We start from the raw sequence: 22,082 nt of genomic DNA on the forward strand, positions 1-22,082 counted from the left end.
GGGCCGGCCGTTCGTGACGGGCTGTACGCCCTATTTGTTTGATTAGCGTCGGATTTTATGTCCCTTGGCGGCAATAGCGTACGGTATTTACCTTTGAAAGCAAAAGAGTTACCGAAGATACAAATTGATGCCGATTCTGTGCGGCAACGCTGAAAAGCTAGATTATTGCAATTTTATGCAATTATGTGCCGCAGGCAAACAAAAAGCGCCCCGAAGGGCGCTTTTTAAAGCCAATCGCGTGAAACTTATGCGCGGCTGCGATACTCGTTGGTACGCGTATCGATTTCGATCTTGTCGCCGGTGGCGCAGAACAGCGGGACTTGCAGTTCGTAGCCCGTTGCCAGCTTGGCGCTCTTCAGCACCTTGCCCGACGACGTGTCGCCCTTGACGGCCGGTTCCGTGTACGTGATTTCGCGCACGATGACCGTCGGCATGTCGACCGAAATGGCCTTCTCGTTATAGAACACGACTTCGCAAGCCATGCCGTCTTCGAGGTAGTTCAGTGCGTCGGCCATCATTTCGGCTTCGACTTCGAACTGGTTGTAATCGGCGTCCATGAACACGTACATCGGATCGGCGAAATACGAATACGTGACTTCCTTGCGGTCGAGCACGACGACGTCGAACTTGTCGTCCGCCTTATAAACCGATTCCTGGCCGGCGTTCGTCAGCAGGTTCTTCAGCTTCATCTTGACGACGGCCGAGTTACGGCCCGACTTGTTGTATTCGGCCTTGGCGACAACCCACGCATCGCTGCCGACCATCACGACGTTGCCTACGCGGAGTTCCTGAGCGGTTTTCATATCAAAACTGTCCTGTGCAAAAAATTTTCCTGATGTCGCGCAACGGCCGACTACGCAAGCGGGCCATGTCTGGTTCGTTTCGCACGCCGGGCGCCGTGTTTCAGGCAATTGACCGGGGCCGGAACGCGCTTGCGTGGTCCGCCGTTGGATAACTGCTTATTTTAACTGAGATTTTGTGAAATCCGCCAGATTTCCAGCGAGATCGCCCACCGCCGCCAGTTCGTCCGCCCAGGCGTGTGCACGCGCATCGAACGTGGCCCGGTGAGCCGAGAAATCGGCCCAGTCCGGCGTGCCCGCGCCGTTCCAGGCGTGCCAGAAGCGGGCGGCGGCGTCGCGCGCCGGGGCGGGCAATGTGGCGCTCAGGTGGGCAAGCGCCGCGTCGAGTTTCGGCAGGTGGGCGTCGTCGGCCTGCGGGTAGATGTGCCAGACGAACGGCTTGCGTGCCCACTGCGCGCGGACGAAGGAATCCTCGCCGCGCACGAAGTTCAGATCGCTGGCCCACAACAGCGCGTCGTAATCGGGCTGGGCGACGAAGGCCAGGCCGTGCACGGTGAGCCGGCCCGCCTGCGCGTGGCTGCCCGCGCCGAAGCCGGCCAGGCCGAAGAACGCGGCCACCGCCGGGCCGATACGGCCTTCCGGCACCAGCAGCACGACCGGCTGCGTGCCGTCGCGCCATTGTTCGAGCAGCGCGCCGAGCGCCGGATTTTCATAGGCGAACAGCGAGACGACCAGTGTGCCGGGCGTCGGCGTGGGGCCGCCGGTGGCGCGTCGCCACCACGCGTCGCGCGCCTCGGCCGAGGCCATGAACGCCTCGCGCCGCGCATCGAGGCCGGCTTCCTTCAGCACGCCGCCGGTGCCGGGGCCGAGCCCCGGAAAGAAGAACGCCTTTTGCAGCGGATAGCGCGGATGCGGTGACGGGCGGCGATGGAAATCGGCCACCCAATCCTCGGCGCTCAGGTATTCGAGGTTGATCCAGACCGGCGCGCGTTCGCGACGCGCCATCGCGCGCACGTACTCGGCCGGCAGTTCGCAGGCGAATGCCTCGATCGCCACGTCGGCGATCGCGAGCGTGTCGCCGGCATGCACCGGTTCGCCCCAATGCTCGATCGCGATGCCGTCCACCCTTTGCTTGGCCGCCGCCGGATCGAGGCCGGGCGCGAGCCGGGCGAAGGTGGCCAGGTCGTCGACGAACAAGCGCACCTGCCAGCCGTGTTCGCGCGCGAGTTGCAGGGCGAGCCGCCAGCACACGCCGATATCGCCGAAGTTGTCGACCACGGTGCAGAAGATGTCGCAGGCGAGCGGCGGCCCGGAGGCGTCGGGGCGGGCGGGCGATGGGGCAGGGAAGTCGGGCATCGAAGGAACCGGGGCGAATGCACTAAACTGGCGATTCTAAATGACCTGTTCGCGCGCCACGGCGCCCGGATCCCGCATGACAGCCCCCGCATCCGATTCGTCCCGCACGCCTCCCCAGGCCGATCCGTCCGTTCCGGCCGACGCCCCGTTCGAACCGAAGCCGATCCTCGCGCAATTGCCGCACCTGCCCGGCGTCTATCGCTATTACGACGCGGGCGGCGCGGTGCTCTACGTCGGCAAGGCGCGCAACCTGAAGAAGCGCGTTTCGAGCTATTTCAACAAGACGCTGCCCTCGCCGCGCATCGCGATGATGGTGTCGCGGATCGCGAAGATCGAAACCACGGTCACGCGCTCGGAGGCCGAGGCGCTGCTGCTCGAAAACAACCTGATCAAGGCGCTCGCGCCGCGCTACAACATCCTGTTTCGCGACGACAAGTCGTACCCGTATCTGAAGCTGACCGGGCACGCGTTTCCGCGCATGGCGTATTACCGCGGCGCGGTCGATCGCAAGAACCAGTATTTCGGGCCGTTTCCGAGCGCCTGGGCGGTGCGCGAAAGCATCCAGATCCTGCAGCGCGTGTTCCAGTTGCGCACCTGCGAGGATTCCGTGTTCGGTAACCGGACGCGGCCCTGCCTGCTGCATCAGATCAGCCGCTGCACCGCGCCATGCGTCGGCGCGATCGGCGAGGAGGATTACGCGCGCGACGTGTCGAACGCATCGCGCTTCCTGCTCGGCCGGCAGAGCGAGGTAATGAAGGAGTTGGAGCAGAAGATGCACGCGTTCGCGGGCGAACTGAAGTTCGAGCAGGCGGCGGCGGTGCGTAACCAGATGAGTTCGCTGTCGACCGTGCTGCATCAGCAGGCGATCGAGGTCGGCGGCGAGAGCGACGTCGACATTCTCGCCGTGGTGGCGCTGGGCGGGCGCGTGTGCGTGAATCTGGCGATGGTGCGCGGCGGCCGGCACCTTGGCGACAAGGCGTATTTCCCGGCGCATGCCGATAGCGCGTTGGCGTTGGCGGCGGGCGTGGCGGGGGACACCGAGGTGGATGGCGCCGTGATGGAAGATCCGGCGGCGCTGATGGGGCCGATGGCGGACGCTTCCGATGCGGGCGAGGCGGCGATGCCGGCCGATTCAGACGGCGCTGTCGATGCGTTGGCGGACGAGGCCGGCGCGGCTCCCGCCGACGAGCCGGCCAGCGCCGAAGCCGAAGCCGAAGCCGAAGCCGAAGCCGAAGCCGAACCGGCCGGCGTCTCGATCGAAACCGAAGTGCTCGAAGCGTTCATCGCCCAGCACTATCTCGGCAATCGCGTGCCGCCGGTGCTGGTGGTCAGCCATGCGCCGTCGAATCGGGAGCTGATCGACCTGCTGATCGAGCAGGCCGGCCACAAGGTCGCGGTGCTGCGCCAGCCGCAAGGGCAGAAGCGCGCGTGGCTCGCGATGGCCGAGCAGAACGCGCGGCTCGCGCTGGCGCGTTTGTTGTCCGAGCAAGGTTCGCAGCAGGCGCGCACGCGCGCGCTCGGCGACGTGCTGAGCCTCGAATCGGACGATCTCGCCGAATTGCGGATCGAATGCTTCGACATCAGCCACACGATGGGCGAGGCCACCCAGGCGTCGTGCGTAGTGTTCCATCATCACAAGATGCAGTCGGGCGAATACCGCCGCTACAACATCACCGGCATCACGCCCGGCGACGATTACGCGGCGATGCGCCAGGTGTTGACGCGCCGCTACGAGAAGATGGTCGAGCAGGCGGCCGACGCGGCCGCGGCCGATACCGCAGCCGGCATCGACGGCGACGCGACGCACGCCACGGCGGCCGCTTCGCTGCTGCCGAACATCGTGCTGATCGACGGCGGCAAGGGCCAGGTGGAAGTGGCGCGGCAGGTGTTCACCGAGCTGGGCCTCGATTGCTCGATGCTGGTGGGCGTGGCGAAAGGCGAGGGGCGCAAGGTCGGCCTGGAAACGCTGATCTTCGCCGACGGTCGCCCGTCGCTCGAACTCGGCAAGGAAAGCGCGGCGCTGATGCTGGTCGCGCAGATCCGCGACGAGGCGCACCGCTTCGCGATCACCGGCATGCGCGCCAAGCGCGCCAAAACCCGACAGACGTCGCGGTTGGAGGAACTCGAAGGCGTGGGGGCCAAGCGGCGTCAGCGCTTGCTCGCGCGGTTCGGCGGGCTGCGCGGCGTGGTGGCCGCGAGCGTCGAAGAGCTGGCCAGCGTCGAGGGCATTTCGCACGCGCTCGCCGAGCAGATCTACCGCCAGCTTCACTGAAGCGCCGCGCGCTCACCCTGCTGGCTTGTGGCGGGGCGGGCGGCGCGGCACAATTGCACATCCTCTACCCGTCCAGCCCGTCATGCCGTTCAATTTCCCGATATTCCTGACCTGGGTGCGAATCGTGCTGATTCCGCTCGTCGTCGGCTTGTTCTATCTGCCGGACGTCATGATGAGCGCCGATCACCGCAACCTGGCGGCGGCGCTGGTGTTCGTGCTGGCGGCGCTGACCGACTGGTTCGACGGCTTCCTGGCTCGCAAATGGAACCAGACCTCGGCGTTCGGTGCGTTTCTCGACCCGGTTGCCGACAAGCTGATGGTGACCGCGGCGCTGCTGGTGCTGGTGCAGATCTCGCGCATCGATGCCGCCATCGCGCTGGTGATCATCGGCCGGGAAATCGCGATTTCGGCCCTGCGCGAATGGATGGCGCAGATCGGCGCCTCGAAGAGCGTGGCCGTGAATTCGCTCGGCAAGTTCAAGACCGCCTGCCAGATGGTCGCGATCCCGATGTTGCTGTATTATGGCGCGCTGCCGATTGGGGGCGGTATCACCATCGACACCCGCGTGTGGGGCCTGTGGCTCATCTATCTCGCGTCGGTGCTGACGATCTGGTCGATGCTGTACTACATGAAGCTCGCGTGGCCGCAGATTCGTGAGCGTGGCGGTGCGATGTGAAGCTTTACCGGGGTGTCGAGAAAAAGGGTGCGAAAAACGCTTGACACTCTGAAACAGGTTCTACATAATCTCATTTCTCCGCTGCACTGAAACGAACGCAGCAGCGAACGAAGCGGTAGCGCGGAGATGGCAGCAGTAAGCAGCACAATGCGGGAGTAGCTCAGTTGGTAGAGCGCAACCTTGCCAAGGTTGAGGTCGCGAGTTCGAGACTCGTCTCCCGCTCCAGATTCAAGCGGTGTTTTGTTGAATCAGCAGTCGCATTGTGGTTCGGCAAAGCCTGCGTAGCAGGTAATGCGGGAGTAGCTCAGTTGGTAGAGCGCAACCTTGCCAAGGTTGAGGTCGCGAGTTCGAGACTCGTCTCCCGCTCCAAAACAAGGGGAAGCCACGCTTCCCTTTTTGTTTGGCAGATTTCCAAAGTGAATCTGCGGAGCAAAAAAAGCTGCGGTCGTTGCGGGCAGCATTTCGTGACGATTCGGCAGTCCGCTTTTGGCGCGATAGCAAAGCGGTTATGCAGCGGCCTGCAAAGCCGTGTAGGCCGGTTCGACTCCGGCTCGCGCCTCCAAGTTGTAAAGAAAAGCCCCGCAAATGCGGGGCTTTTCTTTTTCTGTCTCGTAGGGCCGGCCGGCCCTGTTGCTGGCTCATGCATCCGTCGCAATGTCTCGGTGAAGCTTTCGTTCGCGCGGTCTTGCCGCGGCTGTCCGGCGTGTCCGACGCCATGCCGGTGTCGTTCCGGCCTTCACCTCGCACGGAGTCCATCGCGTGTCCAGTACCGGCGTATCGATTGATCATGCCGTGTCGGGCTGCCTCCGAACTGGCGAATACGCTCATCATTCCAACAGGCGTCCCGCCGGTTGCGTAAGTCACCGCTCGCATCGAGCGTGCTCCCGCCACCATCTGCGTTGGGCTCGTCATGTCCGATTCGAGAGCTCGCTATGCCAATGCGAGCCCCGCAATTTCCCCATCAGGCTGGCTCGACCCGTTCCCATCGTCGCGCCCATGCCGCTCCGAAATTCTATGGACTGATGACACTGATCCTATGCCTCGCGCAGCATTGTGATGACGTGCTTGTTCGCCTCACGACGCCCATATCTCTTCGGAAAGCCGCTTTCCTGAATCCCAACTGTTCCGAAAAGCGAGGTCGGTATGGTGACCGCATTCACATGTAAGTAATTCGGGTGTCGATAGTATTGAATTATCGATGGGAATTTTTGTTGACAGGTGGCGGGTGATTTTAGAGATTACATGCTGTTTTTGATGGATATCAATTTATTGATATTTTGTGAGATTTGGATTGCGTGTGAGAGTTCATTGCGCTTGTCGATTTGAAGTGCGTCGGTTAGTCTTTGCGTGGCGTGAAAGATGCGCGATCATATCTAAGATGTATTTATAAAATTATGAGTTGGCATCAATGTATGATGTCGTGAACGCTCGTTTTCAGGGGAAAAGCATTTAAGTCATGGATGACACCATGAGGCTGCATGATTTTCGTATCTTCCAAATATCGGTGGGTACATTCCAATATCGTCCTGATGTCCCGATGGGCAATGGCTTGTTGCGCGCTACGCAACCAAAGCCGACCGCAATCGTGTTGGATTCCAGCGCCGGGAATACCGTACGTTCCGCCATGGTATCGATCCGAGGGCCTTTGTTTCCACAGTTGCTGCCCGACTCGCACTAACGATAACCGGTCCGATTGGCAGGATCTGGCCTGTCCGGATATTGTCTTTGTCGAAGACAAGGGTCTTGAATTTTGTCAGCCTGAATTTGATTCCAGGTTCGTGTTCAATTGCATGGGCATTGGGTTCGAATATCGCATGACTATTCCGAAATGGTTTTCGTTCAATCGCGCTGCATGCGATTGTCGGGCCTGCGACGTGGAAAGGGTAGCCTGGCCGTGGCCGTTGAGCTGCCTCTCATGGGGGCGGTATTCGGGCACAAGTGCTTGTGTCGATTTTTCAACTCCCATCATCTTCAAAACGTCATGCATTATTCTCGTTCAGTTTTATTCGCTCGTCGTGCCGTAATATCCGCATTTTTCGTTGCCTCACAGCTTTCCGTTGCGATTGCACATGCTTCGCCGGAGCCGATCTCGCAGCCGATGCCGACCGGCGACACGACACTGTCGCCGGCCGGCCCGCTCAACGTGCCCGCCGCGACTCGCGCCGTGCCCACTGCGCCTGTCGCATCGACGCGGGCGGCACGACGCGGTGCGGATACCTACACCTATTTACGTTGCTGGTATCGGATCGATGCGAATCCGCTCAAGCCGAAGTCGACGTATGAATGGGCACTCGATCCTCGCAGCGGGGACTGGTATCGCGTCGACGGCTACTGGTGGGCAGACGGCGTCGCCCGGATGAAAAACATGTTCTACAGCACGACGACACAGGACACGCTCGCCGACGTTTGCCGCAAGACGCTCACGTCGAAAGGCATTCGGTCGGAACTCATCCAGGCGGTTGCGGCCAACAACGCGCGGTCCCTCAATTACTCGATCTGGACCATCGACAGTGCGCAACAGCCGGCGGGCATCAACAAGCTGATCGTATTCGGCGACAGTCTGTCCGACACGCAGAACATGTTCAACGGCAGCAACTGGACGCTTCCCAATCGCACGAGCTGGCATGCCGGGCGTTTCAGCAATGGGCCGGTCTGGATCGACTATCTGGCGAAAGCGCTGGGTCTGCCCATGTACAACTGGGCGACGGGCGGCGCGGGAGTCGATCAGTATCTCGTCGTGCCCGGCATCGCCCAACAGGTCGATTCATGGCAGCAATATATGGATCGGGCTCCCGACTATCGGCCAGGCAACACACTGTTCATGGTTTTTGCAGGCGCGAACGATCTGGTCAATTACGGCCTCACCTCGGAAGCGGCGGCGAATGGCTTGCGCAAGAGCCTGGACCGGCTCGCCGCGGCCGGTGCCACGAACATTCTGCTCGTGCAGTTGCCTGATGTGTCCCGCGCCCCGGCAGTGTCGGCGCGTAGCGATGCGTCGCGCATGGCCGAACAGGTGAAAGACTATAACCGGCGGCTTGTTGACGCCGCGACGAAGCTGCGTGAGCACTACGGTGCGGCGCTGCGGATCGAGGTGTTCGATACCTACGCGGCATTCAACGACTTGTTGAATCATCCGGATCAATACGGTTTTGACGATGTCGCGCGATCGTGCCTCAACATTGCCCATCCGTCGACAATCCAGTATATGAGGACTCAGTCGCCGCGTGCCGACTGCCACGATCCGTCGCGCTTCGTGTTCTGGGACACGTTGCACCCCACGACGCACACCCACGAATGGATCGCGCAACGCCTGCTGCCGTTTTTACAGGAACGGTTCGGGTTGTGACCGGGCGAGCGATCGAGCCCCGTGGCCGGCTGCGGGCCCAGTCGGACAAGCTTTAACCCGCCCGCGCCAGCTTGATCGCCCGCTCCGGGCAAGCCGTCACGCACAGCCCGCAAGCCCGGCACGCATCCGCGTTCGGCGTATACGCCACCTTCATGCCGTGCACACGCAGCTTGAAGCGATTCATCAAACCGAGCGCACCGTAATCGGCGTCATCGATACGCCGGATCTCGAACACGTTCTCCGGGCACACGTCGAGGCAATCGCCCTTGCCCTCGCAACGTCGCAGATCGACGACGGGCACGATCACGCCCGGCGCCTGCTTGCAGTTCGCGGCCGAAGCCGCCGGGGTACGCGTCATCTCATTCTCCCTTCGGTGCGCCGCAGCGCCGGCTGCGCCACGTGGAGCGGAATTGCTCGCGTTCCTCGGGCGTCATGGCTTCCCACTTCTCCCAATAGCGCTTCTTGTGCCGCCAGCCGCCGCCGTGGCCGCGAAAGCCGCCGAACAGGATCCGGCTCAACACGAGCAGCCCGAGCGCGTGCCAGAAATCGATCACGCGCGCGCCGTCGAACAGCGCCGGCACCACCCAGTTCCACAAGCCCATCACGGCCCAGCCGAGCACGCCGATCGCTACCACCACAAAGGCAAGCTTGCCGATCCATCTGATTCCGTATCGCATCGTTTCACTCCTAAATATCGAGTTCGTCATACGTGGCCTGCAGCCGCGAGCGCAGATGCAGAACCGCATAGCGCTTGCGCGCGAGCAGCGTGTTGATCGCCACGCCGCTGTCGGCCGCCATGTCCTTGAAACTTCGTCCTTCGAGTTCGTGCGCGACGAACACTTCGCGCTGGTTCGCCGGCAATTCGTCGAGCGCGGCCTGCAAGGCCTCGAGCAGCACGCTGCGCGCATACAGCGCGTCCGGGCCGGCATCGTGGGCGGGCAGGGCGAGATCGAGCCGGGTGTCGCCGTCATCGGCATCGTCGTCGGTGAAGTCGACGATCGGCTGCTCCTTCTTCTTGCGGAAGCGGTCGATGATGCGGTTGCGGGCCACGCGGAACAGCCACGCGCTGGCCTGCTCGATCGGCGCGGGCAGGCGGTAGGCCTGCACGAATTCGTGCAATACGTCCTGGAGAATGTCCTCGGCATCGTTCGGATCGCGCACGCGGCGGCGGATGAAATTCCCGAGCCTCGTGCGTTCCTGCACGATCGTCGCGGTCATGTCGCGGTCTCGTTCGTTCATCGGGTCGGGGCTGAGTGGCGAATCCATGTGCCTGAAGACGGACGGCACGCGCGGATATTGTGGGCTTCGCGCAGGAATTTTTCGCAGTCCGGATCGAAACGGGCCACATCTGAAGCTGGCCGTGCCTGAGCCGGCCGCACCTGAAACCGGCCGCGCCCAAATGAAAACAGCCCCGTCAGGGGCTGTCCGATCGAGCGGGCCGATACACGCGCAGCGGGTCAGCGTTTGACGCGCCGCTCCCAGGCCAGCTCGACGAACACGCGGCACAGCGCTTCCATGCCGGTACGATCGGCTTCGTCGAAGCGCGCGAGATTCGGGCTGTCGACGTCCCACACGCCGATCAGCGTGCCGTCGGCGGCCACCAGCGGCACCACGATTTCCGATTGCGAAGCCGAATCGCAGGCGATGTGGCCCGGGAATTCGTGCACGTCGCGCACCACCTGGGTAGCGCGCGATTGCGCGGCGGTGCCGCATACGCCGCGGCCGAGCGGAATTCGCACGCAGGCCGGCTTGCCCTGGAACGGGCCGACCACCAGCTCGGTGCCGTCGTAGAAATAGAAGCCGGCCCAGTTCAGGCCATCGAGCGAGTGATAGACGAGCGACGAGAAGTTCGCCGCGTTGGCGACGAGATCCGTTTCCGCTTCGATCAGCGAGCGCGCTTGCGCGACGAGCGTGTCGTACAGCGCGGGTTTCGAGGCGGGCAGGGAATCGGAAAGTTCGAACATGATCGGAAGCACGAAAAATACGGAATGCGCAGCGAATGCCGCGCGTCCGCGCAGTCTAAAAGAAATCGGCGCGCCGCGCTGCCAATGGCCGCCGGGGACATATCGCGTGCTTCAGTCGGGCTCGAGTTCGGCGAACCGGTCGGCCAGAAAATCGACCAGCGCACGCACGGCCGGCAGCAGCCCGCGCCGCGACGCGAACACGGCATGCACGATCTCGCGGCGCGGCGCCCAGTCGGGCGGCACGACGCGCAGTGCGTCGCGCGCCACCGCCTCGCGAATCATCATGGTCGGCAGTTGCACCACGCCGACGCCCGACACGGCCGCCTCGCGCAGCGCGAACATGCCGCGCGTGACGAAGCGCGGCCGGTGCGGAATGGTGGCCTGCACGCCGTCCGGCCCACGCAAGGCCCAGGCGTGATCGTCCTGAGGCAGTCCGAGCGCGAGGCTCGGCAGCGCGGCCAGATCGGCCGGCACGCGCGGCAACGGGTGGCGCGCGAGCAGCGCCGGGCTGGCGACCAGGCACTGGCCGCGCTCGACGAGCCGGCGCAGCACGAGGTCGCTGTCTTCGAGCGGCGGCGGCCGCACGCGCAGCGCCACGTCGATGCCTTCGCCCACCACATCGACGCGCCGGTTGGTTTCCTCCAGATGGATCTCGATGTGCGGGCAATGCGCCATGAAGGCGGCCAACATCGGGCCGACCAGCGCGTCGAGCAGCGCGATCGGGCAGGTCATGCGCACGATGCCGCGCGGCTCGGCGTGCAGCAACGCCACGGCTTCGTCGGCGGCGTCGGCCTCCACCAGCATCGCGCGGCAATGCGCGTAATAGGTGGCGCCGGTCTCGGTCACGGCAAAGCGCCGCGTCGAGCGCTGGATCAGACGCATGCCGAGCCGTTCCTCGAGTTCGGCGATGCGCCGGCTCAGGCGCGATTTCGGCATGTTCAGCGCTCGCCCGGCCGGCGCGAAGCCGCCGTGGTCGACCACCTGCACAAAGAAGTAGAGATCGTTCAAATCCCGCATCATCGTTCACCCAGTAGAACGCTGAGTGTGATTTTCCCATACTACCGCTCCAATCGTTCCGATCCTATGCTTCTCCCATCGCCCGGACAGACCGGTTCGGGCACGCAGATCAAGGAGAGTCCAGATGAAACAAATCGTCGGCACCTATAGCGCCCCGCGTCCGCATTGGGTCGGGGATGGCTTCCCGGTTCGCTCGCTGTTCAGCTATCACAGCACCGGCACGCACCTGAGCCCGTTCCTGCTGCTCGATTACGCCGGCCCGGCGCAGTTCGAACCGACCACGCACCGGCGCGGCGTCGGCCAGCATCCGCATCGCGGCTTCGAGACCGTGACGATCGTCTACGACGGCGAGGTCGATCACCGCGATTCGACCGGCGCGGGCGGCCACATCGGCCCCGGCGACGTGCAGTGGATGACGGCCGCGGGCGGCATCCTGCACGAGGAATTCCATTCGGACGCGTTCGCGAAACGTGGCGGCGCGCTCGAAATGGTGCAGTTGTGGGTGAATCTGCCCGCCAAGGACAAGCTGGCCGAGCCCGGCTATCAGACCTTGCGCGATGCCGAGATCCCGTCGGTGCCGCTGCCGGGCGACGCGGGCCGGGTGCGGGTGATCGCCGGCGAGTTCGACGGCCATCGCGGCCCGGCGCGCACCTTCACGCCGATCGACGTGTGGGACGTGCGTCTCAAGGCCGGCGGCCAGGCGCGTTTCGACATCGCGGACGGCCGGACGCTCGCGCTCGCCGTGCTGCGCGGCACGGTGCTGGTGAACGGCAGCGAAGTGGCGCGCGAGGCGCAGGTCGTGCATCTGTCGCGCGAAGGCGGTGCGATGGAGATCGAGGCCAACAACGACGCGACGCTGCTGGTGCTGAGTGGCGAGCCGATCGACGAGCCGGTAGTCGGTTATGGCCCGTTCGTGATGAACAGCGAGGATGAAATCCGTCAGGCGGTGGACGATTTCAACAGCGGCCGCTTCGGCGGGATGCCGGCCTGAGTCCGGGTTTGATCCCGGGTTTGAGTCCGGGCCCTCGCGGCGGCGGTTCGGCAAGGGCAGGGCAGTAGCCGAACCCGAACCGCCGCCTGCCCAGGCAGCCGCGCGGCGGGCATAATGACCATTCGAGCGCGCCCACCCGGGCGCGTGCTGTTTTTTGGACCAGTCGCATGTCTTCATCCACTTCCGCACCGTCGTCTTCCCCCTCGCTCGCCGCGCTCGAATGGCGCTGGCGCGCGTTCGATGCGTTGTCCGCACGCGAGGTCCACGCGATCCTCGAAGCGCGCAGCGCCGTGTTCGTGGTCGAGCAGCAGTGTGTCTACGCCGATATCGACCAGGCCGACCTCGACGCCTGGCATCTCGGCGCCCACGATGCCGAAGGCCGCCTCGCCGGTTATTTGCGCGTGCTGCTGCCCGATGCCGGCTCGCCCGACGTGCGCATCGGTCGCGTGCTGACCACGGCCGGGTTTCGCGGCATCGGCCTCGGCAACGCGCTGCTGGCCAACGCGCTGGAACGCATTCGCGCGCAATGGCCGGGCACGCCGATCAGCCTGCATGCGCAGGCGCATCTTCAGAAGTACTACGGCGCGTTCGGCTTCGCGCCGGATTCGGACATCCACGAAGAGGACGGCATTCCGCACGTCTGGATGCGCTCGGCCGGATGAGGCGCCCGAGAGCCGGCTGACGCGCCGAAAGCCCGCAACAGCGCGGGCAAATCACGCACAAGCTTCCGCCAGCAAGCCGCCGCACCGTCCGCCCTTTGCCCTGGCCTGCAAGGGCGCGGTAAGATGTGCGGATTCCCCGGCGACCTCGCTCGCCTGCCGCCACCTTCATCAGAGAACCGATGCAATCCGTCCCGGCTACCCTCTCCCTGTCCGACACCGCCTTCTTCTTCGATTTCGACGGCACGCTGGTCGATCTCGCGCCCACGCCTGACGGCATCCATGTGCCCGATTCCCTGCCCGCCTTGCTGACCGAACTGCGCACGCTCGCGCACGGCGCGGTGGCGATCGTGTCGGGGCGCGGCATCGACAGCATCGACGGCTTCCTCGGCCTGACCGATCTGCCGATCGCCGGCCTGCACGGCGCCGAGCGCCGCGACGCGAACGGCGACACGATGCGGGTGGGTTTCAACGACGACCGCCTGCTGCGCATCGAGCACGCACTTGCCGCGGTGGTCGATCGCAACCCCGGCATGCTGCTCGAAATCAAGGGCGCGGCCGTCGCGCTGCACTATCGCAATGCGCCGGAGCGCGAAGCGGTGGCGCGCGAGGTGGCCGAACGGCTGGTGGCCGATTACCCCGACGCCTACGTGTTGCAGCCCGGCAAGATGGTGTTCGAGATCAAGCCGAAGGGCGTCGACAAGGGCCGCGCGATCGCGGCCTTCCTCGGCGAGCCGCCATTTGCCGCCCGCAAGCCGGTGTTCGCCGGCGACGATCTGACCGACGAGAAGGGCTTCGCGGTGGTCAACGCCGCGGGCGGCCTGTCGATCAAGATCGGCGCGGGCGACACGATGGCCGGCACGCGGCTCGACTCGGTCGACGCGATGCGCGCGCAGATCGCCCAATGGATCACGGCAGGACGCGCATCCGCATGAGCCGCCTGATCATCGTATCGAACCGCGTGGCGCCGATTTCCGAAGGCGAACCGGCGGCGGGGGGGCTTGCGATCGGCGTGTACGACGCGCTGAAGGAAACCGGCGGCATGTGGTTCGGCTGGAGCGGCGACGTGCTGCCGTCGGGCACGCCGCAGATCAGCGTCGAGGAGCGCGGCCCGGTCACGTTCGCGACCATCGGCCTATCGCGCCGCGATTACGACCAGTATTACCGCGGTTTCTCGAACGCCACGTTGTGGCCGGCGTTCCATTACCGCACCGATCTGATCCAGTACGACCGGAACGAATTCGAGGGCTACGGGCGCGTCAACGTGTGGCTCGCGAAGCAACTGGTGCCGCTGCTGCGCGACGACGACGTGATCTGGGTTCACGATTACCACCTGATTCCGTTCGCGCAGGCGCTGCGCGCGGCCGGCGTCAAGAACCGGATCGGCTTCTTCCTGCACATTCCGTTTCCGGCGGCGCAGGTGCTCGTCAACGTGCCGCCGCACGCGGCGCTGGTCGAGGCACTGTGCTCGTACGATCTGCTCGGCTTCCAGACCGAGCCCGATTTGCGCGCGTTCTGCGACTACATCGATGCCGAGGCGGGCGGCAGCGTCGAGCGTCACGGCCCCGGCCCGGTCACGGTCAGTGCGTTCGGCCGCACGCTGCGCGCGCAGGCCTATCCGATCGGCATCTATCCCGACGAAATCGCCGAACTGGCGCAGTCCGGCGCGAACGGGCGCGCGGTGCGTACGCTGGCCACCTCGCTGCACGGCCGCCAGCTCGTGATGAGCGTGGATCGGCTCGATTACTCGAAGGGCCTCGTGGAGCGCTTCCGCGCGTTCGAGAAGCTGCTCGAACACGAGGCGTCGTATCGCAATCGCGTGTCGTTCCTGCAAATCGCGCCGTCCACGCGCGCCGACCTGCGCGCCTATCAGGACATCCGGCTTCAGCTCGAAGGCGAATCGGGCCGCATCAACGGCCGTTACGCCGAGCTCGACTGGGCGCCGATCCTCTACATCCACCGCCAGTACGAACGGCCGCTGCTGGCCGCGCTGTACCGGCTCGCGCGCGTGGGCTTCGTCACGCCGCTGCGCGACGGCATGAACCTGGTCGCCAAGGAATACGTGTCGGCGCAGGACCCCGAGGACCCGGGCGTGCTGGTGCTGTCGCGCTTCGCCGGGGCGGCGCGCGAGCTGACCGGTGCGCTGATCGTCAATCCGATGGATATCGACGGCATGGCCGAGGCGCTCGCGCGGGCGCTGTCGATGCCGGTGGCCGAGCGCCGCTCGCGCTACGAGGACATGATCGCGCAGCTTCGCGAGAACAATGTATCGGTGTGGCGCGACAATTTCCTGCGCGATCTGGCCGTGGGCGGCAGGGCGTTGAAGGGCGGCTGAAGCGCGTCGCCTTTTGCTGCGCCCATGAAAAAACCGCCGGCTTGCCGGCGGTTTTTGTTTGGGCGAACGGCTCGCGTGAAGCGAGCCGGCCGGGGCAGTGTCAGGCGACGCGTTCGCCGCTGCTGCGTTCGCTGCCGTCGTCGTCGATCAGGTCGTGGCCGTGCTGCTTGGCGAGCAGGTCGCGATACAGGCCCGGGCGGTTGCGCAACTCGTCGGGCGCGCCGTCGTCGATCACCTTGCCGGTGCTCATCGCGATGATGCGGTCGAAGTTGCGCAGCGTCGAGAGCCGGTGCGCGATCGCGATCACGGTGCGGCCCACCATCAGCCGGTCGAGCGCGGCCTGGATCGCTTCTTCCGAGGCGCTGTCGAGCGCCGAGGTGGCTTCGTCGAGCAGCAGGATCGGCGCATCCTTGAGGATCGCGCGGGCGATCGCGATGCGCTGGCGCTGGCCGCCCGACAGCTTCACGCCGCGGTCGCCGACGATGGTGTCGAAGCCGTCCGGCATCGGTTCGATGAACTCGGTGCAGCGCGCGTCGCGGGCGGCGGCGAGCACTTCCTCGCGGCTTGCGTCGGGGCGGCCGTAGGCGATGTTCTCGTAGATCGTCCGGTGCAGCAGCGAGATGTCCTGCGGCACCAGCGCGATCTGGTTGCGCAGGCTGCCCTGCGTGATGCTGGCGATGTCGTGGCCGTCGATCTTGATCGCACCGTGCTGCACGTCGTAGAAGCGCTGCAGCAGCGCCAGCACGGTGGACTTGCCGGCGCCCGACTTGCCGATCAGGCCTACCCGCTGGCCCGCCTCGATGCGCAGGTCGAAGTGGTCGAGGATCGGCGTGCGGCTCGGATAGGCGAACGTCACGCCCTCGAATTCGACGCGGCCGCCACGCGATTTCAGCTCGGTGGCGTCGGAGCGGTCCGGCATGCCGTGCGGCTCGAGGATGGTCCTGACCGCTTCGGCCAGACGCGCGACGTGCTGCGTCACGTCCACCAGCGCCACGGCAAGGTCGCGCGTGCCGTGCAGGATCGTGAAGCCGAGCGAGCTGACCAGCACGATGTCGCCCGAGGTGGCCTTGCCCTGATCCCAGAGCATCAGCGCCCAGCCGAGCAGGCCGGCCGACAGCATGGCGGTGATCACCGCGTGCAGCAGGCGCAGCTTTTCGAGGTACAGCAGGCTTTGCTGGCGCGCATCCATTTCGGCCTTGACCGTCTGGCCGAAGCGCTTCTGCTCGTTCAGCGTCATGCCGAACGCGCGCACCAGCGCCATGTTGCCGATCACGTCCACCAGCTCGCCGTCCACGGCTGCGGCCTTGGTGGCGAACGCGTGGTGGCGCGCCGAGCCGCGGCCCGCCAGCTTGAACAGCACGATCGCGAGAATGGCCGAGGCGGTGAACAGGCCGAGCGCCATCATCGGATTGACCACGATGATCATGACGATCGCGCCCACCACCGCGATGCATGGCGGCAGGACGTTCCAGGCCATCGTGTTCTCGGAGGTGTAGATCGCGTTCGAGGTGGCGGTGATGCGGCTGGCCAGCGTGCCGGGCTGCTTTTCCGCGTAATAGCTCGGGGAATGGCCGCTCAGATACTGGAACAGGTCGCGGCGCAGGTCGCCGGTGACGGCCACGAAGGTATGCGCGGCCACCCAGCCGCCGACCCGCCAGAGCAGGTTGTCGGCGGCGATCAGGCCGACCAGCAGGGCGAACGCGCCCCACAGTGGGCCGGGATGGTGGCGGCCGCCCGCGAGCACGTCGATCAGATGCTTGATCGCATATTGCGAGCCGAGCGCGCAGCCGACGGCGGCCAGTACGCTGGCCAGCACGATGATGTGCGCGAGAGGGTGCTTGCGGATGTAGCGAAACAGAAACGCAAGGGGACGGCTCGCATAGCTCGAGAGCTTCGCGTTGTGGGCGTTGCGCTGGGCAGGTGTGAGAGCTTCCAAAATATGTGCGTGTGGTCGGTCTGTCGGAGGTTGAGAGGCGCGCGGTGCGGCATGCGTCGCGATGGCCCGCGATGCGGACGGAAGCCGGCATTGTAAACAAGCTCGACGTTTGTGCCGCACCCGATCGCATCCGATCTACGGTCTGCGATTCATTTTGGGATAAAATTCCATGGCTCGCATTGTTTCCGCGCGGCCGATGCTGACGTTGGTCAGCCTGCAAAACAAAAAGCGACGCCGACCATGATGGTGCTGCAGCGTCGCCCGTGACGTTCCCACTCTAATTCCGCCTTGAAAGTCCAAGGGTTGCAAAATGTTGCGCCTTTGTAACAACGTAAATTCTTTGAAATGTTCCGCACCGGCCTGCACCAACGGCCAGATAATGGCGTTCGGGCTAACCCTGAGTCATTTTTACGGGTTGCCTGGTGCTCATCCCGAGCGGGGCAGGAAATTTTACGGGATGCTGTCAACGCGCTGTGGCACCGCGCGTTGAATGCTGGAGCGTCGTCACGGGATGGCGCTCGACGCCGCGAGCCGATGGTGTTTCATCTCATATATGAAGAACAGTCCGGCTCGCCGGACGGCAAGGCTTACGGTCCTTTCTAGCCTGTTTTTTTGCCGATTTTTTAGGAGTTACTCAGATGCGAATCGCTCAAATCGCTCCGTTGCACGAAGCGGTTCCCCCGAAGCTGTATGGCGGTACCGAACGGGTGGTGTCTTACCTGACCGAAGCGCTGGTCGAGATGGGGCACGATGTCACGCTGTTCGCGAGCGGCGATTCGCAAACGTCGGCCAAGCTCGAAGCGTTCTGGCCGCAGGCCCTGCGCCTCGACCCGACGATCCGCGACGTGATGGCTCCCCACATGTTGCTGCTGGAAGAAGTGCGCCGCCGCGCCGATGAATTCGACGTGCTGCACTTCCACATCGATTACTACCCGTTCTCGCTGTTCTCGCGCCAGCCGGTGCCGCACGTCACGACGATGCACGGCCGCCTGGATCTGCCCGAACTGAACCCGATCTTCAACACGTTCAACACCGTGCCGGTCGTGTCGATCTCGGACAACCAGCGCATTCCGCTGCCGCAGGCCAACTGGCAGCCGACCGTCTATCACGGTCTGCCGGAAAACCTGCTGACGCCGCCGAAGGGCGCGAAGCCGGAATACCTCGCGTTCCTGGGCCGCATCTCGCCGGAAAAGCGTGTCGATACGGCCATCCGCATCGCCGAACAGGCCGGCATGAAGATCAAGATCGCCGCCAAGCTCGACAAGGCCGATCGCGCTTACTACGAAGAGAAGATCAAGCCGCTGTTCGCGCTGCCGCACGTCGAATACATCGGTGAAATCAACGAATCGCAGAAGTCGGAATTCCTCGGCAATGCGCACGCGCTGCTGTTCCCGATCGATTGGCCGGAGCCGTTCGGCCTGGTCATGATCGAGGCCATGGCCTGCGGCACGCCGGTGATCGCGTTCAACCGCGGTTCGGTGCCGGAAGTGATCGACAACGGCGTGTCGGGTTTCGTCGTCGAAGATGAAGTCTCGGCGATCGCCGCCGTCAAGAAGCTCGACACGCTGCCGCGCGAGAAGGTGCGCGGTGCGTTCGAAGCGCGCTTCTCGTCGAAGGTCATGGCTGCCAACTACATCAAGGTGTACGAAGAGCTGCTGCGCCAGAACCGCCGCACCGTGCTGCGCGAAGTCAACGCCAACTAACTGCGCGTTCGCCGTACCGGTCGTTCCGACGCCCCGCAGGGTTCGCCCTGCGGGGCGTCGTGCTTTGCGGCGTCGCCCGTGCCTGGACGTGCTCGCGACCGTACCGAAAAGCGGGGCGGGGTGCGGCATCGGGCGGCACGGCGGCCCGCTTTCCGGGCGGTGTTGTATCCGCGCCGCGCGGCCTCGGCGAATCGCCGCAAAGCGGCAGGTTTTGCCTGCCCGGCGAAGTCATGCCCCTATAATGGCCGTGCCGTAAAATCCGGCACCCGCAGGATGATCGACAGGAGAGTTGTTTTGGCCAGAACGAAAACCACGCGCGCGATTCCGGCTCCCGGAGCCGGCGTCATTTTCGCGCTGCGCGCCGTCGGTCTCGTGCTGCTCGTGCGCTGGTTGCACGCCATGGCGCAGATGGAGTGGTCGACGCTGTCGTCGATGGCCTCGTCGCCGTGGGCCTGCGTCAATCTCGTGTTCCTGTTTCTGCTGCTGAGCCTGCCGGGCGCCGCCGCGCGCGCCGAACGGCCGCGTCATCCGCTGCCGCAATGGCTGCGCCAGGCGCTGCGCCTGTTCGCCTTGCTCTGTTTCCTGTTTGCCGTCTGGTCGATCGGCGCGTTCGTGTGGTTCGCCGGCTGGCGGCGCGCAATGCATGCCGTGATGGCCAGCAACGGCTGGCTGATTGCCGCGCCGGTGCTGTATGCCGCGGTGGTGTGGATCTGCCGCCCGCAGCCGCTGTGGGGCACCAATATCGCCGCGCGCCGGTTCGCGATCGGCCGCTACGCCATTTCGATCGACGTGCTCACGCGCACCGTGGTGGTCTGGATGGAAAGCCGCAAGGTGGGGCAGTACGACGCGCGCGAGCTGGCGATCCGCTGGCCGCGCGGCACGGTGCTGCCGCCCGCCGCCGTGGTGCCGCCGTTCGAAGCCGAGCCGGCGCCCGTACCGATGATGCCGGCCAACGCAACCGATATCGCCGCCGACACCACGCCGATCGTCGTGGCCGACAACGTGCCGCACGGCGAGCCGGTGGCCGCCACGGCGGGTGCTGTCGCGATTGCCGAGCAACCGGCCGCGCTGGCCCCGGCTGTCGGGCACGATGCCGTTGCGATCTCGGCCACGGCCGCCGCCGATACGCCCGAATTCGCCGCCACCGTACCGGAATCGACCGCTGCGGCCGAGCCGGCGCAAGCGATGCACGAGCCCGATTCCGCCGCACAAGCCGCTGCCGCCGAACCGCCTCAAGCCATGCCCGAGCCCGACGCCGCCGCACGAGCCGCCGCCGCCAATCGCCCCGGCGTGCCCGCCACCTCCGACATGCCGCGCGGCAAGCCGCTCTCGCGCCCCAAGGTCGAACTGCTCTGGAATTCTCCTGCGGCGGTCGGCCACAACCGCAAGATTGTGGCGCGTGCCCCGCTTGCGACGGAAGGGGACCGCGCCGCCGCTCGCGCGCTCGATGCAACGCTGCGACAGTTCGTCTGAGGCCCGCCGGGCCGGCCCGACGAAATCGCCATGATGATCCGCTGGTTGCTGGCCGCCATTCACCTGAGTGCGTTCGGCCTGGCGCTGGCGGCGATCGCCACGCGCAACCGCGCGTTCAAGCGCGTCGCCGCCGCCGCGAGCGTGCAGGTGGCCGACCTGCGTGCCGTGTTCCGCGCCGATACCGGCTGGGGGCTGACGGCGCTGGTGCTGATCGCTACCGGGCTGCTGCGCGCGTTCGGCGGCTTCGAGAAGGGCAGCGCCTACTATCTGCACACCCCGTTGTTCCACCTGAAGATGACCGCGCTCGTGATCGTGCTCGCGCTGGAGATCCAGCCCATGCTCGCGCTGCTCCGCTGGCGCGCGGCGGTTCGGCGCGGCGCGTTGCCCGACGTGTCGCGCGCGTCGGCCTATTCGCGAATCTTCCACGCGCAGGCCGCGCTGATCATCGTGATCGTGTTTGCCGCCGCCGGCATGGCGCGCGGCATCGGCATGCCCGGCTGAGGCATTTCGCCCCGCCTCGACGGGCCCCCCGCTCATCGTCTGAAAGGCCGGTATTGCGCCGGCCGTTTCGCGTCGACGCGGCCGGCTTGTCCGCCGGCGGTCGGAAGTGCGATGATTCGACATCCGACCGCCGGGCATGCGGTGCCCGAGCGTCTTGACCGGCCGGGCATTGGGGGAAACATCAGTCATCGGACGACTATCGACGCAGTATAATGACCGCGCCATTTCGACCGCATCCGTTTCCGATCGGATCAATCATTTTAAGGATACAGGCCCCATGTCCGTGCCCGCGCTTCCCGTGCCCCCGCGCCGCCGCGCCCGCAGCCTTGCGCAAGACGTTGTCGACGCACTGAGCTCGCAGATCGAAAGCGGCACGCTGCGGCCCGGCGACAAGCTGCCGACCGAGACGGAAGTGATGGCCTCGCAGGGCGTCAGCCGCACGGTGGTGCGCGAGGCGATCTCGCGGATGCAGGCCAGCGGCCTGATCGAAACACGCCACGGCATCGGCAGCTTCGTGCTGGCGCCGGAGCGCCGCCGCACGCTCGGCATCGATCCCGCCACGATCACCACCTTGCGCGACGTGCTGGCCGTGCTGGAGTTGCGCATCAGCCTCGAAAGCGAATGCGCGAGCCTGGCCGCGCAGCGCGCCAACGAGGCCGATCTCACGCTGCTGCGCCGCGCGCTCGACGCGATCGCGCAGAGCGCATCGGGCGGCCGCGACACGGCCCAGCTCGATTTCCATTTCCACCTGCAGATCGCGCAAGCCACCGGCAACCGCTATTTCGTCGACATCATGACGCAGCTCGGCACGTCGATCATTCCGCGTGCACGCGTGAACTCGGCGCGGTTCGCGGGCGACGACCTGGAGCGCTACGTCGGCCGCCTGAACCACGAGCACGAGGCGATCTTCGAGGCGATCGCGCGGCGCGACCCGGAAGCGGCGCGCGCGGCGATGCGCACCCACCTGACCAACAGCCGTGAACGTCTGCGCCGGGCGCACGAGGCGGCCGAGGCCGGGCGCGACGGTTCGGAATAACGGCGGCACGATCCCGA

General features: G+C 65.3%; 19 protein-coding genes and 3 tRNA genes. 14 read left to right on the forward strand and 8 right to left on the reverse strand.

Translation table 11 applies throughout. The features are described 5' to 3' along the window. Positions 1–245: 245 nt before the first annotated feature. Both efp and earP read right to left on the reverse strand, forming a co-directional pair. Positions 246–803 carry an elongation factor P gene (efp, locus tag AB4850_RS17630; protein ID WP_414444303.1) on the reverse strand — a complete coding sequence of 186 codons (558 nt, stop codon included), beginning with the start codon at positions 801–803 and terminating at the stop codon, positions 246–248. Positions 804–959: 156 nt separating this feature from the next. Next, complete coding sequence (gene earP, locus AB4850_RS17635) at positions 960–2,156, reverse strand: elongation factor P maturation arginine rhamnosyltransferase EarP (RefSeq protein ID WP_414444304.1); 1,197 nt, start codon at positions 2,154–2,156, stop codon at positions 960–962. 76 nt (positions 2,157–2,232) lie between these two features. On the opposite strand from earP, the gene uvrC reads away from it, so the two are divergent. The 6 genes from uvrC (at position 2,233) to AB4850_RS17665 (ending at position 8,450) form a co-directional block, all read left to right on the forward strand. Beyond that, positions 2,233–4,428, forward strand: coding sequence for an excinuclease ABC subunit UvrC (gene uvrC / locus AB4850_RS17640; protein WP_414444305.1), 2,196 nt, complete (start codon positions 2,233–2,235; stop codon positions 4,426–4,428). 82 nt (positions 4,429–4,510) lie between these two features. Beyond that, positions 4,511–5,104 carry a CDP-diacylglycerol--glycerol-3-phosphate 3-phosphatidyltransferase gene (gene pgsA / locus AB4850_RS17645; RefSeq protein ID WP_414444306.1) on the forward strand — a complete coding sequence of 198 codons (594 nt, stop codon included), beginning with the start codon at positions 4,511–4,513 and terminating at the stop codon, positions 5,102–5,104. Positions 5,105–5,253: 149 nt separating this feature from the next. Then, positions 5,254–5,329 (forward strand) — tRNA-Gly (locus AB4850_RS17650). Positions 5,330–5,397: 68 nt separating this feature from the next. After that, positions 5,398–5,473, forward strand: a tRNA-Gly gene (locus AB4850_RS17655). A 119-nt stretch (positions 5,474–5,592) separates the two neighbouring features. Then, positions 5,593–5,666: transfer RNA gene (locus AB4850_RS17660), tRNA-Cys, on the forward strand. Between the two features lie 1,419 nt (positions 5,667–7,085). Then, a complete protein-coding gene (locus AB4850_RS17665; protein ID WP_414444307.1) occupies positions 7,086–8,450 on the forward strand; it encodes an SGNH/GDSL hydrolase family protein in 1,365 nt (454 codons plus the stop codon). A gap of 52 nt (positions 8,451–8,502) precedes the next feature. Here AB4850_RS17665 and AB4850_RS17670 read toward each other — a convergent pair whose 3' ends face one another. The 5 genes from AB4850_RS17670 to AB4850_RS17690 form a co-directional block, all read right to left on the reverse strand. Then, positions 8,503–8,808, reverse strand: coding sequence for a 4Fe-4S dicluster domain-containing protein (locus AB4850_RS17670; protein ID WP_414444308.1), 306 nt, complete (start codon positions 8,806–8,808; stop codon positions 8,503–8,505). A gap of 1 nt (position 8,809) precedes the next feature. Further along, complete coding sequence (locus AB4850_RS17675) at positions 8,810–9,127, reverse strand: hypothetical protein (RefSeq protein WP_414444309.1); 318 nt, start codon at positions 9,125–9,127, stop codon at positions 8,810–8,812. Between the two features lie 10 nt (positions 9,128–9,137). Then, positions 9,138–9,689 (reverse strand): RNA polymerase sigma factor, encoded by a 552-nt coding sequence (locus AB4850_RS17680; RefSeq protein WP_414444310.1) that lies wholly within the window; start codon positions 9,687–9,689, stop codon positions 9,138–9,140. A gap of 218 nt (positions 9,690–9,907) precedes the next feature. Continuing rightward, positions 9,908–10,414 carry a GAF domain-containing protein gene (locus tag AB4850_RS17685; protein WP_414444311.1) on the reverse strand — a complete coding sequence of 169 codons (507 nt, stop codon included), beginning with the start codon at positions 10,412–10,414 and terminating at the stop codon, positions 9,908–9,910. 111 nt (positions 10,415–10,525) lie between these two features. After that, complete coding sequence (locus AB4850_RS17690) at positions 10,526–11,431, reverse strand: LysR family transcriptional regulator (RefSeq protein WP_414444312.1); 906 nt, start codon at positions 11,429–11,431, stop codon at positions 10,526–10,528. Between the two features lie 124 nt (positions 11,432–11,555). Between AB4850_RS17690 and AB4850_RS17695 the strand changes: the two genes are divergently transcribed. From AB4850_RS17695 to otsA, 4 genes are all read left to right on the forward strand, one after another. Continuing rightward, positions 11,556–12,422: a pirin family protein gene (locus tag AB4850_RS17695; RefSeq protein WP_414444313.1), complete on the forward strand. Its 867-nt coding sequence runs from the start codon at positions 11,556–11,558 to the stop codon at positions 12,420–12,422. Positions 12,423–12,589: 167 nt separating this feature from the next. After that, complete coding sequence (locus tag AB4850_RS17700; protein ID WP_414444314.1) at positions 12,590–13,084, forward strand: GNAT family N-acetyltransferase; 495 nt, start codon at positions 12,590–12,592, stop codon at positions 13,082–13,084. 179 nt (positions 13,085–13,263) lie between these two features. After that, entirely contained in the window at positions 13,264–14,016 is a 753-nt protein-coding gene (gene otsB / locus AB4850_RS17705) for a trehalose-phosphatase (protein ID WP_414444315.1), read from the forward strand. After that, positions 14,013–15,416 (forward strand): alpha,alpha-trehalose-phosphate synthase (UDP-forming), encoded by a 1,404-nt coding sequence (gene otsA / locus AB4850_RS17710; RefSeq protein ID WP_414444316.1) that lies wholly within the window; start codon positions 14,013–14,015, stop codon positions 15,414–15,416. Before otsB ends, otsA begins: the two co-directional genes overlap by 4 nt. Positions 15,417–15,516: 100 nt before the next feature. Here the strand turns inward: otsA and AB4850_RS17715 are convergent, their stop codons facing one another. Beyond that, positions 15,517–17,352 (reverse strand): ABC transporter ATP-binding protein, encoded by a 1,836-nt coding sequence (locus AB4850_RS17715; protein ID WP_414444317.1) that lies wholly within the window; start codon positions 17,350–17,352, stop codon positions 15,517–15,519. A gap of 638 nt (positions 17,353–17,990) precedes the next feature. Between AB4850_RS17715 and AB4850_RS17720 the strand changes: the two genes are divergently transcribed. The 4 genes from AB4850_RS17720 (at position 17,991) to AB4850_RS17735 (ending at position 22,065) form a co-directional block, all read left to right on the forward strand. Next, positions 17,991–19,055: a glycosyltransferase family 4 protein gene (locus tag AB4850_RS17720; protein WP_414444318.1), complete on the forward strand. Its 1,065-nt coding sequence runs from the start codon at positions 17,991–17,993 to the stop codon at positions 19,053–19,055. Positions 19,056–19,349: 294 nt separating this feature from the next. Then, entirely contained in the window at positions 19,350–20,528 is a 1,179-nt protein-coding gene (locus AB4850_RS17725) for a hypothetical protein (RefSeq protein ID WP_414444319.1), read from the forward strand. 30 nt (positions 20,529–20,558) lie between these two features. Then, positions 20,559–21,029 carry a DUF2214 family protein gene (locus AB4850_RS17730; protein WP_414444320.1) on the forward strand — a complete coding sequence of 157 codons (471 nt, stop codon included), beginning with the start codon at positions 20,559–20,561 and terminating at the stop codon, positions 21,027–21,029. Between the two features lie 277 nt (positions 21,030–21,306). Beyond that, positions 21,307–22,065: a FadR/GntR family transcriptional regulator gene (locus AB4850_RS17735; RefSeq protein WP_414444321.1), complete on the forward strand. Its 759-nt coding sequence runs from the start codon at positions 21,307–21,309 to the stop codon at positions 22,063–22,065. The last annotated feature ends 17 nt before the right edge of the window (positions 22,066–22,082 follow it).

Origin of the sequence: Burkholderia sp. 22PA0106, assembly GCF_047497155.1 — a bacterium.
GTDB lineage: Bacteria > Pseudomonadota > Gammaproteobacteria > Burkholderiales > Burkholderiaceae > Burkholderia.

Coding starts and splice junctions, on each gene's coding strand:
- otsB (WP_414444315.1), top strand. CDS start 13,264: ATGCAATCCGTCCCGGCTACCCTCTCCCTGTCCGACACCGCCTTCTTC.
- AB4850_RS17675 (WP_414444309.1), bottom strand. CDS start 9,127: ATGCGATACGGAATCAGATGGATCGGCAAGCTTGCCTTTGTGGTGGTA.
- pgsA (WP_414444306.1), top strand. CDS start 4,511: ATGCCGTTCAATTTCCCGATATTCCTGACCTGGGTGCGAATCGTGCTG.
- otsA (WP_414444316.1), top strand. CDS start 14,013: ATGAGCCGCCTGATCATCGTATCGAACCGCGTGGCGCCGATTTCCGAA.
- AB4850_RS17665 (WP_414444307.1), top strand. CDS start 7,086: ATGCATTATTCTCGTTCAGTTTTATTCGCTCGTCGTGCCGTAATATCC.
- AB4850_RS17700 (WP_414444314.1), top strand. CDS start 12,590: ATGTCTTCATCCACTTCCGCACCGTCGTCTTCCCCCTCGCTCGCCGCG.
- uvrC (WP_414444305.1), top strand. CDS start 2,233: ATGACAGCCCCCGCATCCGATTCGTCCCGCACGCCTCCCCAGGCCGAT.
- AB4850_RS17735 (WP_414444321.1), top strand. CDS start 21,307: ATGTCCGTGCCCGCGCTTCCCGTGCCCCCGCGCCGCCGCGCCCGCAGC.
- AB4850_RS17720 (WP_414444318.1), top strand. CDS start 17,991: ATGCGAATCGCTCAAATCGCTCCGTTGCACGAAGCGGTTCCCCCGAAG.
- AB4850_RS17695 (WP_414444313.1), top strand. CDS start 11,556: ATGAAACAAATCGTCGGCACCTATAGCGCCCCGCGTCCGCATTGGGTC.
- AB4850_RS17685 (WP_414444311.1), bottom strand. CDS start 10,414: ATGTTCGAACTTTCCGATTCCCTGCCCGCCTCGAAACCCGCGCTGTAC.
- earP (WP_414444304.1), bottom strand. CDS start 2,156: ATGCCCGACTTCCCTGCCCCATCGCCCGCCCGCCCCGACGCCTCCGGG.
- efp (WP_414444303.1), bottom strand. CDS start 803: ATGAAAACCGCTCAGGAACTCCGCGTAGGCAACGTCGTGATGGTCGGC.
- AB4850_RS17690 (WP_414444312.1), bottom strand. CDS start 11,431: ATGCGGGATTTGAACGATCTCTACTTCTTTGTGCAGGTGGTCGACCAC.
- AB4850_RS17680 (WP_414444310.1), bottom strand. CDS start 9,689: ATGAACGAACGAGACCGCGACATGACCGCGACGATCGTGCAGGAACGC.
- AB4850_RS17670 (WP_414444308.1), bottom strand. CDS start 8,808: ATGACGCGTACCCCGGCGGCTTCGGCCGCGAACTGCAAGCAGGCGCCG.
- AB4850_RS17730 (WP_414444320.1), top strand. CDS start 20,559: ATGATGATCCGCTGGTTGCTGGCCGCCATTCACCTGAGTGCGTTCGGC.